The sequence below is a fragment of the Kitasatospora sp. NPDC101108 genome, from assembly GCF_055584725.1.
In genome coordinates, this window is record NZ_JBVJLM010000004.1 from 121,148 (window position 1) to 140,877 (window position 19,730).

Sequence of the window (19,730 nt, forward strand, 5' to 3'; positions counted from 1 at the left end):
ACGACCAGGGCGTCCGACGCTTCCTCGAACTGGGCCCCGACGCCGTCCTCACCGCCCTCACCGCGAACGCACTGCCCGAGGCCGACGACACCGTCGCGACCCCGGCCCTGCGCCGCAACCGCCCCGAGGAAGCGGCCTTCGTGGAAGCCCTCGCCCGACTCCACGTCCACGGCACCGACGTCGACTGGCGCGCCTTGTTCGCCGACACCGGCGCCCGGGGCGTGGACCTTCCGACGTACCCCTTCCAGCGGCGCCGTTTCTGGCCGGCCGTGCGCCCCGTACACAGCGGTGACGTCCGCTCCGCCGGCCTCGCGGCCACCACTCACCCGCTGCTGGCCGCAGCCGTCGACCTGGCCGACGAGGACGGGCTGGTGCTCACCGGTCGCCTGTCGACGGCCGCCTTCCCGTGGCTGGCCGATCACGTGGTCCAGGGCCGGGTCCTGCTGCCCGGTGCGGGCCTGCTCGAACTCGCTCTGCGTGCCGCGGGCGAGACGGGCTGCGGGCTGGTGGAGGAGCTGACGCTGGCCGCGCCGCTCGTGCTGCCGGAGCAGGGTGCCGTCCAGCTGCAGCTCAGGGTCGGAGCGCCCGATGCCGCCGGTCGTCGGGAGCTGGGGATCCACTCCCGGCCGGACGGTGATCCGGAGGCCGGCTGGGTGCAGCACGCGGCGGGTTCGCTGGCCGTTGCGGCGCCGCCCGGAGAGCCGTCCTTCGACGCCTCGGTCTGGCCGCCGGTGGGCGCGGAGAGCCTGTCGGTGGAGGGTGCGTACGAGCGGATGGCGGAGGCCGGGTTCGGTTACGGTCCTGCCTTCCGGGGGCTCCGCGCGGCCTGGCGCCGTGGCGACGAGCTGTTCGCGGACGTCGAACTCCCGGAGGGCGCCGCGCCCGACGGCTTCGGCGTCCACCCCGCCCTCCTGGACGCCGCCCTGCACGTCGCCATCGTGGACGCGGCGAGCGACGACACCGTGGTCCCGTTCGCGTGGACGGGTGCGACGCTCCGTGCCGTCGGTGCTTCGGCCGTGCGGGTGCGGATCGTCCGGCTGGACGGCGGCGGGCTGCGGCTCGACCTGGCCGACCCGGCGGGTGGCCCGGTGCTGACGGTGGAGGCCGTGCAGGGCCGGGCGGTGTCCGCGGAGCAACTGGGCTCGGCCGACCCGCTCTACGCGGTCGACTGGTCGGAACTGCCTGGTTCCCCGGACCAGGGCTCCGAGTGGACGGCCTGGGACGACCTGCCCGCCGAGGGCCCGGCTCCCGACACGGTCGTGCTGGACTGCTCGACCTTGTCCGCCCCTGCCGACGACCTCCCGGGCGCCGTCCGTGCGGTGACGCACGGCGTCCTGCGCGTGGTGCAGGAGTGGTTGGCGGAGGAGCGGTTCGCGGGTTCGCGCCTGGTGGTGGTGACGCGGGGTGCGGTGGCGGTTCGTGCGGGTGAGCCGGTGGGGGTGGCGCAGGCTCCGGTGTGGGGTCTGGTGCGGTCCGCGTCGGCGGAGAACCCGGGCCGGTTTGCGCTGGTGGACACGGACGGGGAGGTGGTGGTGTCGGCGGAGCCGGAGTCGGCGGTGCGTGCCGGGGCGGTCTTCGTGCCGCGGCTGGTGCGACTGCCGTTGCCGGACGGGCCGTTGTGTGTCGGTGGCGACGGCACGGTTCTGATCACCGGTGGTACGGGTGGTCTTGGTGCGGTGGTGGCCCGGTACCTGGCCGGTGAGTGCGGGGTGCGCAGGCTGCTGCTGACGAGTCGTCGTGGCCCGGCGGCCGCGGGTGCGGCCGAGTTGGTGGCGGAGCTGGCCGGGTTGGGTGCGGTGGCCGAGGTCCGGGCCTGTGACGTGTCCGACCGTGCCGCGGTGGCGGCGCTGGTCGAGGCGGTTCCGGACCTGTCCGCGGTGGTCCACGCCGCCGGGGTCGGTGACAACGGCCTGGTGGGTGCGTTGACGCCGGAGCGGATGGACGCGGTCCTGGCTCCGAAGGCCGATGGCGCCTGGTTCCTGCACGAGCTGACCCGCGAGCGCGACCTCGCTGCTTTCGTGCTGTTCTCTTCCGCCGGTGGCCTGGTGCTGACCGCCGGCCAGGGCAACTACGCTGCGGCGAACGTCTTCCTGGACGCTCTGGCCGCCCACCGCCACGCGCTCGGGCTGCCCGCCACCTCCCTGGCCTACGGCCTGTGGGACGTCGGCGCCGGCCTCGGCCGTGACCTCGCCGAGGTCGACCGCCACCGGATGGCCGTCCAGGGCGTCCCCGTCCTGGATCACGCCACGGGCCTCGCCCTGTTCGCGGCCGCCCTGCGCAGCGAGCGTGCGGCCGTCGTCCCGATCCGGGTCGACCGGGCGGCCCTGCGCACCCGCACCGACGAGCTCCCGGCGCTGCTGCGCGGCCTCGCCGTCCCGCGTGGCCGCTCAGCGCTCCCGGTGAGCGGCCGCGCCGCCGGCACCGGCCTCGCGCAGCGCCTCGCCGGGCTGGGGGAGACCGAGCGCCGCCGCCTGGCGCTGGAGATCGTGCGGACGGAGGTCGCGGCCGTGCTCGGTCACGCCTCCTCCGAGGAGGTCACACCCGAGCGCGCGTTCCAGGAACTCGGCTTCGACTCCCTCGCCGCGACGGACCTGCGCAACCGCCTCAACCAGCGCACCGGACTGCGGCTGCCCGCCACCCTCGCCTTCGACCACCCCAACGCGCGGGCCGTGGCGGCCCACCTCCTCGACCTGGCCGGGTCCGGTGGGACCCCGGCGCAGGCAGACGGCGCGCACCGCCGCCCGGACGCCTCCCCGGACACCTCCGGCGAACCGATCGCGATCGTCGGGATGGCCTGCCGCTACCCCGGCGGCGCGGCCTCGCCCGAGGCACTGTGGCAGCTCCTGACGGACGGCGTCGACACCGTGACCGAGTTGCCGGCCGACCGCGGCTGGGACCTCGGGAACCTCTACGACCCCGAGCCCGGGAAGGAAGGCCACAGCTACACCCGGCACGGGAGCTTCCTGCACGACGCCGGAGACTTCGACCCCGGCCTGTTCGGGATCTCCCCGCGCGAGGCGCTCTACATGGACCCGCAGCAGCGGCTGCTGCTGGAGACCTCGTGGGAGGCGCTGGAGCGGGCCGGCATCGACCCGCTGTCCCTGCGGGGCAGCCGGACCGGCGTCTTCGCCGGGGTCATGTACCACGACTACGCGCTCCACACGAACCCCTCCGGCACCAGCGGCGGCAGTGTGGTCTCGGGCCGGGTGTCCTACACGCTGGGCCTGGAGGGCCCGGCGGTGACGGTGGACACCGCCTGCTCGTCCTCGTTGGTCGCCCTGCACCTGGCCGTCCAGGCCCTGCGCAGCGGTGAGTGCTCGATGGCCCTCGCGGGCGGTGCCACCGTGATGTCCACGCCGGGCATGTTCATCGAGTTCTCCCGGCAGCGGGGGCTGTCGGCGGACGGCCGGTGCAAGGCGTTTGCGGGCGCGGCGGACGGAGTGGGCTGGTCCGAGGGCGTCGGGGTACTGCTCGTGGAGCGGTTGTCCGACGCGCAGCGTCACGGTCACCGGGTGCTGGCGGTGATCCGTGGCACGGCCGTGAACCAGGACGGCGCGTCCAACGGCTTCTCGGCGCCGAACGGGCCGTCGCAGCAGCGGGTGATCCGGCAGGCGCTGGCGAGTGCGGGGTTGTCGGCGGCCGAGGTCGACGCGGTGGAGGCGCACGGGACCGGGACGACGCTGGGTGACCCGATCGAGGCGCAGGCGCTGCTGGCGACGTACGGGCAGGACCGTGAGCTGCCGTTGCTGCTCGGTTCGATCAAGTCGAACATCGGGCACGCCCAGGCGGCGGCGGGTGTCGCGGGTGTGATCAAGATGGTGCTGGCCATGCAGCACGGCACGCTGCCGAAGTCGCTGCACATCGACCGGCCTTCGCCGCACGTGGAGTGGTCCGAGGGCGCTGTCGAACTGCTCGCCGAGGCCCGGGCCTGGCCGGAGACCGGCCGGCCCCGGCGCGCGGGCGTGTCCGCGTTCGGGATCAGCGGGACCAATGCGCACGTGATCGTCGAGCAGGGGCCCGCGCTCGCGCCCGCCCTCGTACCCGCGTCGGCGTCCGGACCCGCCGCCGAGCGGCCGGAGCCGGACACGACGGGACCGGACTCGCTGCCCTGGCTGCTCGCCGCAGCGACACCGGAGGCCTTGCGGGCCCAGGCCGGTCGGCTCGCGGCCTTCCTCGGCTCCCGTCCGGAACTCGATGTTTCCGACGTCGCACACTCGTTGGCGACCACGCGGGCGGCACTGGAGCACCGCGCGGTGGTGCTGGGTGCGGACCGTGCCGAGCTACTGGCCGGACTGGACGGGCTGGCCCGGGGCGAACTCCTCCCCGGTGTGGCGGTCTCCTCGGCCCGGGCCGGTGGGGCGACGGCGTTCCTGTTCTCGGGGCAGGGGTCGCAGCGGATCGGTATGGGGCGGGAGTTGTATGCCCGGTTCCCGGTGTTCGCGCAGGCTTTCGACGCGGTGTGCGCGGAGCTGGACCTGCCGGTGCGGGAAGTCGTCTGGGGTGAGGACGCGCAGCTGCTGAACCGGACGGACTTCGCCCAGGCGGGGCTGTTCGCGGTGGAGGTGGCGCTGTTCCGGCTGGTCGAATCACTCGGCGTGCGGCCGGAGTTCGTGGCCGGTCATTCGATCGGTGAGGTGGCCGCAGCGCATGTTGCCGGTGTGTTCTCGTTGGCAGACGCGTGTGCGCTGGTCGCCGCCCGTGGCCGGCTGATGCAAGCGCTGCCCTCCGGTGGCGCGATGCTGGCGGTGCAAGCCACTGAGGACGAGGTCCGGCCGCTGTTGGGCGAGTCGGTGTCGATAGCCGCCGTGAACGGGCTCACCTCGCTGGTCGTTTCGGGCGCGGAAGCTGCCGTCGCGGCGATCGAAGCGCACTTCGCCGACCGCCGTACGACCCGCCTGCGGGTCTCGCACGCCTTCCACTCCCCGCTGATGGACCCGATGCTGGACGAGTTCCGTACCGCCCTCAACGGTCTGACCTACCACGCGCCCTCGATTCCCCTCGTCTCCAACCTGACCGGCGACCTGCTCACCGGCATGACCGACGCGGACTACTGGGTGCGCCACGTCCGCGAGGCGGTCCGCTTCGCCGACGGCCTCCGCACCCTCCACGCCGCCGGCGTCCGCCGGTACCTCGAACTGGGCCCCGACGCCGTCCTCACCGGTCTCGCGCAGGGCGTCCTCGACGACCCGGATGCCACCGGAACCTGTGTCGTCCCCGCCCTGCGCGCGGACCGGGGCGAGTCGGCGTGCCTGGCGGCCGCGCTCGGCCGGCTGCACGCGGCCGGGGCGGAGGTGGACTGGTCCACCGTCTTCGCGGGCCGCGGCACCCGGACGGTCGAGCTGCCCACCTACGCGTTCCAGCACCGCCGTTTCTGGCTCGACGCGGCGGCCCCGCTCGCTGATCTGGGCGCGCTGGGCGTCGGCGCCGTCACCCACCCGCTGCTCGGGGCATCCGTCGACCTGTCGCACACGGACGGCTTCCTGCTCACCGGCCGGCTGTCGCTGGACTCGCACGCCTGGCTGGCGGACCACCAGGTCCTGGACACCGTCCTGGTGCCGGGCGCGGCGCTCGTCGAGCTCGCCCTGCGTGCCGCGGGCGAGACAGGCTGCGGGCTGGTGGAGGAGCTGACGCTGGCCGCGCCGCTCGTGCTGCCGGAGCAGGGTGCCGTCCAACTGCACGTCCGGGTCGGCGGGCCGGACGCCGCCGGTCGTCGGGAGTTGGGGATCCACTCCCGGCCGGACGGTGATCCGGAGGCCGGCTGGGTGCAGCACGCGGCCGGTTCGCTGGCCGTTGCGGCGCCGCCCGGAGAGCCGTCCTTCGACGCCTCGGTCTGGCCGCCGGTGGGCGCGGAGAGCCTGTCGGTGGAGGGTGCGTACGAGCGGATGGCGGAGGCCGGGTTCGGTTACGGTCCTGCCTTCCGGGGGCTCCGCGCGGCCTGGCGCCGTGGCGACGAGCTGTTCGCCGAGGTCGCGCTGCCGGAGGGTGTCGAGGCGGACGGCTTCGGGGTGCACCCGGCGCTGCTCGATGCGGCGATGCACGCCGCGATCCTGGTCGGGGGTGAGCGGGAGACGACGATCCCGTTCGCCTGGACCGGCGTGTCGCTGCGCGCCGTCGGCGCTTCGGCGGTGCGGGTGCGGATCGTCCGGCTGGACGGCGGCGGCCTGCGGCTCGACCTCGCCGACCCGACGGGAGGCCCGGTCCTGACCGTGGCCTCGATGGTGGGCCGGGCGGTGTCCGCGGAGCAACTGGGCTCGACCGACCCCTTGTACGGGGTCGACTGGTCGGAGCTGCCGGACTCGCCCGCCGCGTCGGACTCCTGGGCACGCTGGGAGGACGTCGTCGAATCCTCGGAGCCCGTGCCCGACGTGGTCGTCCTCGACTGCGGCGACCCCGGCCGGGCCGAGCTCGGGGCCGCTGCGGACGTCCCGGACGCGGTGCGCACGTACGTCCACACCGTGCTGGCCGCCGTCCAGTCCTGGTTGGCGGAGGAGCGGTTCGCGGGGTCGCGCCTGGTCGTGGTGACGCGGGGTGCGGTGGCGGTGCGCGCGGGTGAGCCGGTGGGGGTGGCGCAGGCTCCGGTGTGGGGTCTGGTGCGGTCCGCGTCGGCGGAGAACCCGGGCCGGTTCGCGCTGGTGGACACGGACGGTGAGGTGGTGGTGTCGGCCGAGCCGGAGTCGGCGGTGCGGGGCGGGGTCGTGCTGGTGCCGCGTCTGGTCCGGTTGCCGTCGCCGGAGGGACCGTCGGGTGTCGGTGCGGATGACACGGTGTTGGTCACGGGTGGCACGGGTGGTCTGGGTGCGGTGGTGGCCCGGTACCTGGCCGGTGAGTGCGGGGTGCGCAGGCTGGTGCTGACGAGTCGCCGTGGCCCGGCGGCCGGAGGTGCGGCGGAGCTGGTGGCGGAGCTGTCCGCGCTGGGGGCGGAGGCCGAGGTCCTGGCCTGTGACGTGTCCGACCGTGCCGCGGTGGCGGCGCTGGTTGACTCGATCCCGGACCTGTCGGTGGTGGTGCACGCGGCCGGAGTCGGTGACAACGGCCTGGTGGGGGCGTTGACGCCCGAGCGGATGGACGCCGTGCTGGCTCCGAAGGCCGACGGTGCCTGGTACCTGCACGAGCTGACCCGGGACCGGGGTTTGAGCGCGTTCGTGCTGTTCTCCTCGGCCGGCGGGCTGGTACTGACCGCGGGGCAGGGCAACTACGCGGCGGCGAACGTGTTCCTGGACGCCCTGGCCGCCCACCGTCACGCGCTCGGCCTGCCCGCGACGTCCCTGGCGTACGGCCTGTGGGACGTCGGCGCCGGCCTCGGCGAGCACCTCCGGGAGCTGAACCGCCACCGGATGGCCGCCCAGGGCGTTCCGCCGCTCACCCGCGAGGCCGGTCTGGCCCTGTTCTCCGCGGCTCTGCGCAGTGAGCGTGCGGCCGTCGTCCCGATCCGGGTCGACCGGTCGGCCCTGCGCACCCGTACCGACGAGCTCCCGGCGCTGCTGCGCGGCCTGGTCCCGACGGTCCGCCGGACGGCGGACCGCGCGGGCGCGCTGCCGGCCGCGCCGACCGGTCACCTCACGGCCCGGCTGGCCGGGCTGCCGGAGGCCGAGCGACGGCGGACGGTCCTCGAACTCGTCCGGGCCCGGGTGGCCGCCCTGCTGGGGCACGAGTCCGGCGACGCGATCGAACCGGACCGGGCGTTCCAGGAACTCGGCTTCGACTCCCTCGCCGCGACCGACCTGCGCAACCAGCTGAACGGCCTCACCAGGCTCCGGCTGCCCGCCACCCTCGCCTTCGACCACCCCAACGCGGAGGCGGTCACGGGCTTCATCCTCACGGAGCTGGGGGCGGCGACCGAAGCCGCGAACGGCGACGGACTCCGCGCAGAGGCCGAGGTGCGGGCCGCCCTGCAGTCGATCCCGACCCGCCGGCTCCGCGACGCGGGTCTGGTCGAGGCCCTGCTCGACCTCGCCGACGACCGGGTCCGCCCCGCGCTCCCGGCCACGGCCACGGTCACGACCGCCACGGAGACGGACACGGAGACGGAGACGGAGGCGACGGAGGCGACGGCGGGCGCCGTGACACCGAGCGCCGTCCGGCACGAGCCGATCGCGATCGTCGGCATGTCCTGCCGCTACCCGGGCGGAGTCAGCACCCCCGAGGACCTCTGGCGCCTGGTGACCTCCGGCGCGGACGCGATCTCGCCGTTCCCCGCCGACCGCGGCTGGGACCTCGCCGCCTTCCGCGCAGAGGACGCCGGCCACGCCCTGGAGGGCGGATTCCTGGACGGCGCCGCCGAGTTCGACCCCGAGTTTTTCGGGATCTCCCCGCGCGAGGCCCTCGCCATGGACCCGCAGCAGCGGCTCACGCTGGAGCTCTCCTGGGAGGCCCTGGAGCGCGCGGGCATCGACCCGACCGGCCTGCGCGGCAGCCGGACCGGGGTCTTCACCGGTGTGATGTACCACGACTACCCCGGCAGCGACGGCAACGGCAGCGTGGTGGCCGGCCGCGTCTCGTACAAGCTGGGCCTGGAGGGCCCGGCCGTCGCGGTGGACACCGCCTGCTCCTCCTCGCTGGTCGCGCTGCACCTGGCCGTCCAGGCGCTGCGGCAGGGCGACTGCTCGCTCGCGATCACCGGCGGTGTGACCGTGATGGCCACACCGGGGGTGTTCGCCGAGTTCGGCCGACAGGGCGCGCTCGCCCCCGACGGACGCTGCAAGTCCTTCGCCTCCGCCGCCGACGGCACCGGCTTCGCCGAGGGCGCCGGGTTCCTGGTCGTCGAACGGCTGTCGGACGCGCTGCGGCACGGGCACCCGGTGCTGGCACTGGTCCGCGGCAGCGCCGTCAACCAGGACGGCGCCTCCAACGGCCTCACCGCTCCCAACGGTCCCTCGCAGCAGCGGGTGATCCGGCAGGCCCTGGCCAACGCCCGCCTCGGCGCCGACCAGGTCGACGTGGTCGAGGCCCACGGCACCGGCACGCGGCTGGGCGACCCGATCGAGGCCCAGGCCCTGCTGGCGACCTACGGGCAGGACCGTGAACGGCCGCTGCTGCTCGGCTCGGTGAAGTCGAACATCGGTCACACCCAGGCCGCGGCCGGGGTGGCCAGCGTGATCAAGATGGTGCTGGCCATGCACCACGGCGAGCTGCCGTCGACGCTCCACGTCGACGAGCCGAGCGGACAGGTCGACTGGACAGCCGGATCCGTCCGGCTCCTGACCGAGCGCCGGCCGTGGACCCCGGGCGACCGGCCGCGCCGAGCGGGCGTGTCCTCCTTCGGCATCAGCGGGACCAACGCCCACGTGATCATCGAGGAGGCTCCGGCCGTACCGGTCGCCGACCCCGCCCCGGAAACCCCGGGCGGCCCCGGCACCGTTCCCTGGCTGCTTTCCGCCGCGGCCCCGGAGGCCCTGCGTGCGCAGGCCGAACGCCTGCTCCCGGCCGTGGGCGACGCCCGTCCGGTGGACGTCGCGTACTCCCTGGCGACGACCCGGGCCGCGCTGGAACACCGGGCGGCCGTGGTCGGCGACGACGCGGAACAGCTCCGGACCGGCCTGCGCGCGATCGCGGACGGCCAGGCGCCGACCGGTGTCGCCACGGGCGGGCGCAGCGCCTTCCTGTTCTCCGGTCAGGGGTCGCAGCGGCTCGGCATGGGGCGGGAGTTGTATGCCCGGTTCCCGGTGTTCGCGGAGGCGTTCGACGCGGTGTGCGCGGAGCTGGACCTGCCGCTGCGCGAGGTGGTGTGGGGTGAGGACGCGGAGCTGTTGAACCGGACGGACTTCGCCCAGGCGGGGCTGTTCGCGGTGGAGGTGGCGCTGTTCCGGCTGGTCGAGTCGCTGGGGGTGCGGCCGGAGTTCGTGGCGGGTCACTCGATCGGTGAGGTGGCCGCCGCGCATGTGGCGGGGGTGTTCTCGCTGGCGGACGCCTGCACCTTGGTTGCCGCCCGTGGTCGGCTGATGGAGGCGCTGCCCTCCGGGGGCGCGATGCTGGCGATGCAGGCGACGGAGGAGGAGGTCCGGCCGCTGCTGGGCGAGTCGGTATCGATAGCCGCCGTGAACGGCCCGTCTTCGGTGGTCGTTTCGGGCGCGGATGACGCCGTCGCGGCGGTCGAAGCGCGCTTCGCCGACCGGAAGACCAGCCGTCTGCGGGTGTCCCATGCCTTCCACTCGTCGCTGATGGACCCGATGCTGGACGAGTTCCGTGCCGTCCTCAACGGTCTGACGTACCACGCGCCGTCGATCCCGCTGGTCTCCAACCTGACCGGCGAGCTGGTCACCGGCACGACCGACGCGGACTACTGGGTGCGCCACGTCCGCGAGGCTGTCCGCTTCGCCGACGGCCTCCGCACCCTCCACGCCGCCGGCGTCCGACACTTCCTCGAAGTCGGCCCCGATGCCGTCCTGACCGCCCTGACTGCGAACGCGTTGCCCGACGGCGAGACCGAGCCGATCGCGACGCTCCGCCGCGGACACGAGGAGGAGCGGACCTTCGTCGGCGCCCTGGCGCGGCTCCACGTGCTCGGCACGTCGGTGAACTGGTCCGCCTTCCTCGCCGGGACGGGCGCCCGGCGGATCGACCTGCCGACGTACGCGTTCCAGCACCGCCGGTTCTGGACGGACGCCCCGGCCTTCCTCCCCACGGCGGAGTCCGCCGGGCTGGCGGACGCCGGGCACCCGCTGCTCACCGGCTCGCTCGAACTGGCCGACGCGGCCGGGATGGTGTTCACCGGCCGGTTGTCCGCCCGGTCGCAGGACTGGCTGGCGGACCATGTGGTGCTGGGTTCGGTGCTGGTGCCGGGGACGGCGCTGGTGGAGCTGGCCGTCCGGGCCGGGGACGAGGTCGGCTGCGACCGGGTCGAGGAACTGACCATGGCCGCGCCGCTGGTCCTGCCGGAGGAGGGATCGGTCCGCCTCCAGGTGAGGGTGGCCGAACCGGACGCGTCCGGCCGCCGCGCCGTCGGCATCCACTCCACGGCGGACAGCGGCCCGGCACCGGTGTGGTCCCTGCATGCGAGCGGCGTCCTGGGGACGGGTGCGGTGCCGGTGGCGTTCGATGCCTCGGTGTGGCCGCCGGCCGGTGCCGAGGCAGTGGATGTGAGCGGTCTGTACGAGGGGCTGGCCGAGGCCGGGTTCGGTTACGGTCCGGTGTTCCGGGGTCTGCGGGCGGCCTGGCGGCGTGGTGACGAGGTGTTCGCCGAGGTGGCTCTGCCCGAGGGCACCGAGGGCGCGGGCTTCGGCCTGCATCCGGCGCTGTTCGACGCCTGCCTGCACGGCTTCGCGCTGACCGGGTCCGAGGGGGAGGCCGGTTCTGAGGGCGGGGCCGGGGTGCCGTTCGCCTGGGAGGACGTGGCGCTGCACGCCGCGGGCGCGTCGGCGGTCCGGGTCCGGCTGACCCGGACGGCCACCGGTGTGCTGTCCCTCGCCGTGGCCGACACCGAGGGCAGGCCGGTCGCGTCGGTCGGTGCGTTGGCGGTGCGGCCGATCGCGGCCGAGCAGCTCACGGCTGCTCCGCGGGTGGGCCGTGACGAGCTCTTCCGGGTGGACTGGGTGCCGATGGTGCCGGTCGAGCCGGGTGTCGGGGCGTTTGTGGAGGTCGGGTCGCTGGCGGAGGTGCCGGCTGAGGTGCCGCCGGTGGTGGTGGTGCGGTCGATGGCCGGTGGTGGGGTGCACGAGCGGTCGGCGTGGGCTCTGGAGTGGGTGCAGGGCTGGTTGGCGGAGGAGCGGTTCGCCGGTTCCCGGCTGGTGTTCGTGACGCGTGGTGCGGTGAACGGTTCGGATCTTTCTGCTGCTGCGGTGTGGGGTTTGGTGCGGTCGGCGGTTTCGGAGGAGCCGGGTCGGTTCGGTCTGGTGGATCTGGCGGGGGAGGAGGAGCTGCCGGCGTCGGCGCTGGGTGTGGATGAGCCGCAGTTGCTGGTGCGGGAGGGTGAGGTCCTTGCGGCCCGGCTGGTGCGGGCGGAGCCGGCGGTGGTGCCGGTGGTGTGGCCGGGTGAGGGCACGGTCCTGGTGACCGGGGGGACGGGTGGTCTGGGCCGGATCGTTGCCCGGCATCTGGCCCGTGAGCACGGTGTGCGGAGCCTGCTGTTGGTGAGCCGCCGGGGTGCGGAGGCCGAGGGTGTGGGGGCGCTGCTGGCGGAGCTGGAGGCGCTGGGCGCGCGGGTGGTGGTCGAGGCCTGTGATGTGGCGGACGAGGTGGCGGTGGCGGGTCTGTTCGCCCGGCACGAGGTCCGTGCGGTCGTGCACACGGCCGGGGTGATCGATGACGGGGTGGTCGGCTCGCTGACGCCTGACCGGGTCAGCGCGGTGCTGCGTCCGAAGGCGGACGCGGCGTGGAATCTGCACCGGGCGGCCGAAGGTGTGGATGTGTTCGTGCTGTTCTCGTCCATGGCTGGGGTGTTCGGCAGTGCGGGGCAGGCGGCGTATGCGGCGGGCAACGCCTATCTGGACGCGTTGGCGGTGCACCGGCGTGCGCTGGGTCTGCCGGCGGTGTCGTTGGCGTGGGGGCCGTGGTCCGGGGTGGCGGGCATGACCGGCACCCTCACCGACGCCGAACGGGAGCGGATGACCCGCGCGGGAGTGCCGCCCTTCGACCCGGAGCACGGGCTGGCGCTGTTCGACGCGGCAGTCGGCGCGGCGGAAGCGGCCGTCCTGCCCGTCCGGCTCGACCTGCCCGCGGTCCGGGACCGGGGCGAGGTTCCCGCCCTGCTGCGCGGCCTGGTCCGGACACCGGTGCGCCGGGCGGCCTCGGCCCCCGCCGCGATCGACCTGACCCGGCGGCTCTCGGGCCTGGGCGCGGAGGACCGGCACGAAGCCGTCCTCGACCTGGTGCGTGACCAGATCGCGCTGGTGCTGGACCACCCGAGCCGGGCGACGGTCGACCCCTCCCGGGCGTTCCAGGACCTCGGGTTCGACTCACTGACCGCGGTGGAGCTGCGGAACCGGCTGCGGTCGGTCACCGGGCTCCAGCTGCCGGCCACCGTCGTCTTCGACTACCCGACCGCCCGTGCCCTGGCCGGCTTCCTGCTGGAAGGCCTGTTCGGCGCCGAGCGGACGGCGGAACTCCCGGCGGTGGTGCCCACGCCGTCCGACGACCCGATCGTGATCGTCGGCATGGCCTGCCGCTACCCCGGAGGCGTCGCCTCACCCGAGGACCTGTGGCGCCTGGTCGCCGACGGGGTGGACGCGGTGTCGGAGTTCCCGGCGGACCGCGGCTGGGACGTCGAGTCGCTGTACCACCCGGACCCGGACCACACCGGCACCTCCTACACCCGCACCGGCGGATTCCTGCGCGAGGCGGCCGCGTTCGACGCGGGCTTCTTCGGGATGAGTCCGCGGGAGGCGTTGGCGACGGATGCGCAGCAGCGCTTGCTGCTGGAGACGTCCTGGGAGGCGTTCGAGCGGGCGGGTATCGACCCGGTGTCGCTGCGGGGCAGCCGTACGGGTGTCTTCGCGGGCGTGATGTACGCCGACTACGCCGGCCTGCTCGGCGGCGGTGAGTTCGAAGGCCACCAGGGCAGCGGCAGCGCGGGGAGTGTGGCCTCGGGCCGGGTCTCCTACACGCTGGGCCTCGAAGGCCCGGCGGTGACGGTGGACACGGCTTGCTCCTCTTCGCTGGTGGCGATGCACCTGGCCGCCCAGGCGCTGCGCAGCGGTGAGTGCTCGTTGGCGCTGGCCGGCGGTGTGACGGTGATGTCCACCCCGGCGACGTTCGTCGAGTTCTCCCGGCAGCGCGGTCTGGCCGCCGACGGCCGCAGCAAGGCCTTCGCGGAGGCGGCGGACGGGGTCGGCTGGGGTGAGGGCGTCGGTGTGGTCGTGCTGGAGCGTCTCTCGGACGCCCGGCGCAACGGGCACGGCGTACTCGCTGTGCTGCGGGGCAGTGCGGTGAACCAGGACGGTGCGTCCAACGGTCTGACGGCACCGAACGGGCCGTCGCAGCAGCGGGTGATCCGGCAGGCACTGGCGAGCGCGGGTCTCGCACCCGCCGAGGTCGATGCGGTGGAGGCGCACGGGACCGGGACGACGCTGGGTGACCCGATCGAGGCGCAGGCGCTGCTGGCGACGTACGGGCAGGACCGTGAACTGCCGCTGCTGCTCGGTTCGATCAAGTCGAACATCGGGCACGCCCAGGCGGCGGCCGGTGTCGCAGGTGTGATCAAGATGGTGCTGGCCATGCAGCACGGCACGCTGCCGAAATCACTGCACATCGACCAGCCCTCCTCGCACGTGGACTGGACGGCGGGCGCGGTGGAACTGCTGGCCGAGCGCACGGAGTGGCCGGCCACCGGTCACCCGCGCCGGGCAGGCGTGTCGTCTTTCGGGATCAGCGGCACCAACGCCCACCTGATCCTGGAACAGCCCGAGCCGGTGGCGGACCCGGAGGCCACCGAGGCCGGTGGCCTGGTGCCGTGGGTGGTGTCCGCCAAGTCGGAGGCGGCGCTGGACCTCCAGCTGGCCCGGTGCGCCGGATCGGCTGAACTCCCGCCCACGGATGTGGCGTTCACTCTGGCGGGCCGGTCGCGGTTCGCGCACCGGGCGGTGCTGGTGGACGGTGTGGAAGTGGCCCGGGGAGTGGCGTCGGAGGGCAAGCGCGCCTTCCTGTTCTCCGGTCAGGGCTCGCAGCGGCTCGGCATGGGGCGGGAGCTGTACGAGCGCTTCCCCGTGTTCGCGGAGGCCTTCGACGCGGTCTGTGCGGAGCTGGACCTGCCCCTGCGGGAAGTCGTCTGGGGCGAGGACGCGGAGCTGCTGAACCGGACGGACTTCGCCCAGGCGGGGTTGTTCGCGGTGGAGGTGGCGCTGTTCCGGCTGGTCGAGTCGCTGGGGGTGCGGCCGGAGTTCGTGGCCGGGCACTCAATCGGTGAGATCGCCGCCGCACACGTGGCCGGTGTGTTCTCGCTGGCCGACGCGTGTGCGCTGGTCGCCGCCCGTGGCCGGCTGATGCAGGCGCTGCCCTCCGGTGGCGCAATGCTCGCCGTACAGGCCACCGAGGAGGAGGTCCGGCCGCTGCTGAACGACGCTGTCTCGATAGCCGCCGTGAACGGTCTGTCCTCGGTGGTCGTTTCCGGCACGGACGACGCCGTCGCGGCGATCGAGGCGCACTTCGCGGACCGCCGTACGACCCGCCTGCGGGTCTCGCACGCCTTCCACTCCCCGCTGATGGACCCGATGCTGGACGACTTCCGTACCGTCCTCAACGGGCTCACGTACAGCGCGCCCTCGATCCCGCTAGTCTCCAACCTCACCGGCGACCTGCTCACCGGCACGACCGACGCGGACTACTGGGTGCGCCACGTCCGTGAAGCGGTCCGCTTCGCCGACGGCCTCCGTACCCTCCACGCCGCCGGCGTCCGCCGGTACCTCGAACTGGGCCCCGACGGCGTCCTCACCGCCCTCACCGCGAACGCACTGCCCGAGGCCGACGACACCGTCACCACCCCGGCTCTGCGCCGCAACCGCCCCGAGGAAGCGGCCTTCGTGGAAGCCCTCGCCCGACTCCACGTCCACGGCACCGACGTCGACTGGCGCGCCCTGCTCGCCGGAGCCGGGCGGCACCTCGCGGAGCTCCCGACCTACGCCTTCGAGCACCGGGACTACTGGCCGACCGGGCTGCCCGCCGGCCGGGGCGCCGAGTCCGTCGGCCTCAGGACCGCCGAGCACCCGCTGCTCACCGGTTCGCTGGAGCTGGCCGACAGCGACAGCGTCCTGTTCACCGGCCGTCTGTCGACCCGCTCGCACCCCTGGGCCGGGGACCACGTCGTCCTGGGCTCCGTCCTGGTGCCAGGGACGGCGCTGGTGGAGCTGGCCGTCCGGGCGGGTGACGAGGTCGGCTGCGACCGGGTCGAGGAACTGACCCTCGCGGCGCCGCTGGTCCTTCCGGGGACGGGCGCCGTACAGCTCCAGCTCGCCGTCGGCGCGCCGGACGACGCGGGACGACGGCCCGTGACCGTGCACTCCCGTCCGGGCTCGGGCGATCTGCGGCCCTGGACCCTGCACGCGAGCGGCATCCTGGGGACGGGTGCGGCGCCGGTGGCGTTCGACACCTCGGTGTGGCCGCCGGCCGGTGCGCAGGAGATGGATCTGAGCGGTCTGTACGAGGGCCTGGCCGAGGCCGGGTTCGGCTACGGTCCGGCGTTCCGGGGCCTGCGGGCGGCCTGGCGGCGCGGTGACGAGGTGTTCGCCGAGGTCGCCCTGCCCGAGGGCACCGAGGGCGCGGGCTACGGCCTTCACCCGGCGCTGTTCGACGCCTGCCTGCACACGCTCGCCGCGGGTGGCGGGCAGGGCGAGGGCGGCGGGGCCGGGGTGCCGTTCGCCTGGGAGGACGTCGCGTTGCACGCCTCCGGTGCGTCGGCGCTCCGGGTCCGGCTGGCGCCGTCGGCGTCCGGCGGACTGGCGCTGGCCGCCGTCGACGCCGACGGGCGCCCGGTGACGTCGGTGGGCTCGCTCACGGTCCGGCCGGTCACCGCCGAGCAGCTGGGCGCCGTCGACCGCCCGGCCGGTCATGACGCGCTGTTCCGCGTCGACTGGGTGCCGGTGCCACTGCCGGCCGACGCAACCGGCACCGGCGCCGGCACCGCCGTCGCAACCGGCACCGCCGACGCAACCGGTTCCACCGGTGCGGCCGCCACCGCGGGCCGGACCGACCCGGACCCCCTCACCCCCTTCCTCTCGGTCGAGCCGACCGCAGAGGCGTTGGCCGCGCTCACCGGGCACCCCGGGGTGCCCGCCGTGGTGTTCACCGAACTCCCCGCCGGCGGCGCCGAGTCGGTGCACGACCGGGCGGCCGAGGTCCTGGACCTGGTGCGGACCTGGCTCGCGCACGACGAGTTCGCCGCCGCGCGGCTGGTCTTCGTGACGCGCGGCGCGGTGTCCGGTGACGATCTCGCCGCCGCCACCGCCTGGGGCCTGGTGCGATCGGCGGCCTCGGAGGAGCCGGGCCGGTTCGGCCTGCTCGACCTGGCCCCCGGCGAGACCGGCTTCCGGCCCGCCGTCGCAGCCGTCGCAGCCCTCGCAGCCGTCGATGAGCAACAACTCCTGCTTCGTGAGGGCGAGTTGTTCGCCGCCAGGCTGGTCCGGGAGGAGCTCGCGAGCACGCCGCCGAGCTGGCCCACCGAGGGCACCGTGCTGATCACCGGCGGCACCGGTGGCCTGGGCCGTCTGGTGGCCAGGCACCTCGCCGCCGAGCACGGTGTGCGCGGCCTGCTCCTGGTCAGCCGCAGCGGCGCCGCCGCCGACGGCGTGCCCGAGCTGGTCGCCGAGCTCGCCGGAATCGGCGCCGAAGCGGTGGTGGAGGCCTGCGACGTGGCCGACGAGGCCGCCGTCGCCGGCCTGTTCGCCCGGCACGACATCCGTGCGGTGGTGCACACCGCGGGCCTCCTGGACGACGGGACGATCGGCTCGCTCACGCCCGAGCGGATCTCCGGAGTCCTGCGCCCGAAGGCGGACGCCGCGTGGCACCTGCACCGCGCCACCGAGGGCCTGGACCTCACCGCCTTCGTCCTGTTCTCCTCGGCGGCCGGGACGCTCGGCAACCCGGGCCAGGCCAACTACGCCGCGGCCAACGCGTTCCTGGACGCGCTCGCCCGGCACCGGCGCTCCCTCGGCCTGCCCGCGGTCTCGCTGGCCTGGGGCCCGTGGACCGGTGATGGCGGCATGACCGGCGCCCTCACCGGGGCCGAGGCCGAACGCCTGGCCCGGGCCGGCCTGCCGCCGCTCACCCCGGACCTGGGACTGGCGCTCTTCGACGCCACCACGGCAGGCCCGGAGCCCGTCGTCCTGCCGCTGCGACTGGACCCGGCCGCCCTGCGGCAGCGCGGCGAGCTCCCGCCCCTGCTGCGCGGACTGGTCCGGATGCCGGTGCGGCGCGGTGCGGCCGCGGGTGCGGACGGTGTGCCGGGCGGCGGCGCCGCGTTCGTCCGGCAGCTGTCCGAACTGCCGGGCGCCGAGGGGGGCGAGGCCCTGCTGGAGGCGGTCCGCCGACAGGTGGCCGCCGTCCTCGGGCACACCGATCCGTCCGGGGTGGACCCGCAGCGGGCCTTCCAGGACCTCGGCCTGGACTCGCTGACGGCCGTCGAGCTGCGCAACCGCCTGGGCTCGCTGGTGGGCCTGCGACTGCCCGCCACCCTGGTCTTCGACCACCCGACGGTCGCGGACCTGGCCGACCACCTCTTCGACCGGCTCGGCCTGGCACCCGAACCGACCGCCGGACCGGCCGCGATCCTGGCCGAACTCGACCGTCTGGAAAAGGCGTTCGGCGCGGGCGAGGCCGAGGGAGCGGACCAGGAGCTGTTCGACCAGGTGGCCGCCCGCCTGGACGTGCTGCGCTCGAAGTGGATCGCCGCCGGGAGCGCCGCCGCGGCCGGGACCGCAGGCCCGGGGGCCTTCGACTTCGACACGGCCTCGGACGACGAGATGTTCGAGCTGCTGGACAACGAACTGGGCCTGTCCGACTGACCGGTCCGCCGCCCTTCCCGTCGCGGGAGCCCACTCGGTGGGCTCCCGCGGTCTCCGTTGGGCTCACGGCGGCCGACCGTCGGTCGGCGGTGGGCGCCACCGCGTCGTGCCCCGCCCTCGGGGAGTATCCGAACGGAAATTAGTTCGTCAGCCGCTTCGCGGCGGTCACAGCCGGTACGTGGCAGGTGTGTTTGCGCCGATCACGCCCTCACCCGGCTTGTGGTGCGCTTGACCTTCGCGCCCAGCGAGCGGTACTCGCGGGCCGCCGCCAGGGCCGCCTTCATTTCGGGGCGCTCGCGAACCCGGGTGGATCGGTTCCTGGAACAGCCGGTGTACACCGGAGGCTTCGGGGGCGTCGGCCCTTGCAACCGTCCTGATCAACGATCACAGCCCGCGCATGCAACCTGATCACCGGGTTGTTCCGCTCAGGCGTGAGCGGAGTTGGAAATGCCCGATACCACCGCCAGGCGGAGCTTGGTTTCGTCCTCGGTGTCGGGGGCTGCGGTGAGAACGACGATCTTGCGTTCCGCGTCGCCGTCGGTCAGGACGTCGCAGTCCACTGCGATCGGCCCGGTCGCCGGGTGCTGGACGATCTTGTGGTCTTCCCGGTGTGCGCCGACCGCGCCGGAGGCCCACAGTTCGGCGAAGCGCGGGCTGCCCGTCGTGAGGTCCCGGATCAGGCCGGCCAGGCGCTCGCTGTCCGGGAACCGCCCCGTGGCGCGGCGCAGGTCGGACACGACGGAAGCCTCGACCTCCGGCTGGCTGAGCGAGGTCACCGGCCAGTGCGACAGGCAGGGGGCGGACCCGTCGGCCGGGAAGGTGTCGCGAGCGAAGTTGCGCAGTGCCGACGGCGTTGAGGACGGGTCGCCCAGCAGCGCCGCCCAGCAACGGTTCCACCGGATGAGCTGCCAGTCCGCGGCGAACACGGCGGCTGCGGAGTCGCCGAGCCGGTTCAGCATGCGGTGCAGGCCGGGCGGGATGTGGTCCGAGATCTCCCCGCCGGCCGGAGGGGCAAGGCCGGCCAGCCGGTAGAGATGGTCCCGCTCGGCGTCGGTGAGCTGCAGGGCGCGTGCCAGCGCCGCGGTCACCTGCGCCGACGGGGTCACATGGCGTCCCTGCTCCAGGCGGATCACATAATCGACCGAGATCCCCGCGAGCTCGGCAAGGTCCTCCCGGCGCAGTCCCGTGACCCGGCGCCTGTGGCCGCTGGGCAGTCCCGCCGTGTCCGGCGAGACACGGCTGCGCCAGGTGCGCAGCATCGGGCCGAGTTTCGCGACGTCAGCGGTCATGAGACTGATTGTCGCA

Annotated in this window: 2 protein-coding genes (1 of these 2 cut by a window edge); one reads left to right on the top strand and one right to left on the bottom strand. The window is 74.4% G+C overall.

Annotated elements, in window-relative coordinates; genetic code table 11:
- Positions 1-18,425: the 3' portion of an SDR family NAD(P)-dependent oxidoreductase gene (locus ACZ6Z8_RS11510; protein WP_465608532.1), read on the top strand. 12,406 nt of this gene lie to the left of the window's left edge; 18,425 of the gene's 30,831 nt are visible here — the last part of the coding sequence; its start codon lies off the left edge, out of view; its stop codon occupies positions 18,423-18,425.
- Positions 18,426-18,850: 425 nt separating this feature from the next.
- Here the strand turns inward: ACZ6Z8_RS11510 and ACZ6Z8_RS11515 are convergent, their stop codons facing one another.
- Positions 18,851-19,714 (bottom strand): helix-turn-helix transcriptional regulator, encoded by an 864-nt coding sequence (locus tag ACZ6Z8_RS11515; RefSeq protein WP_465608533.1) that lies wholly within the window; start codon positions 19,712-19,714, stop codon positions 18,851-18,853.
- Positions 19,715-19,730 lie beyond the last annotated feature (16 nt).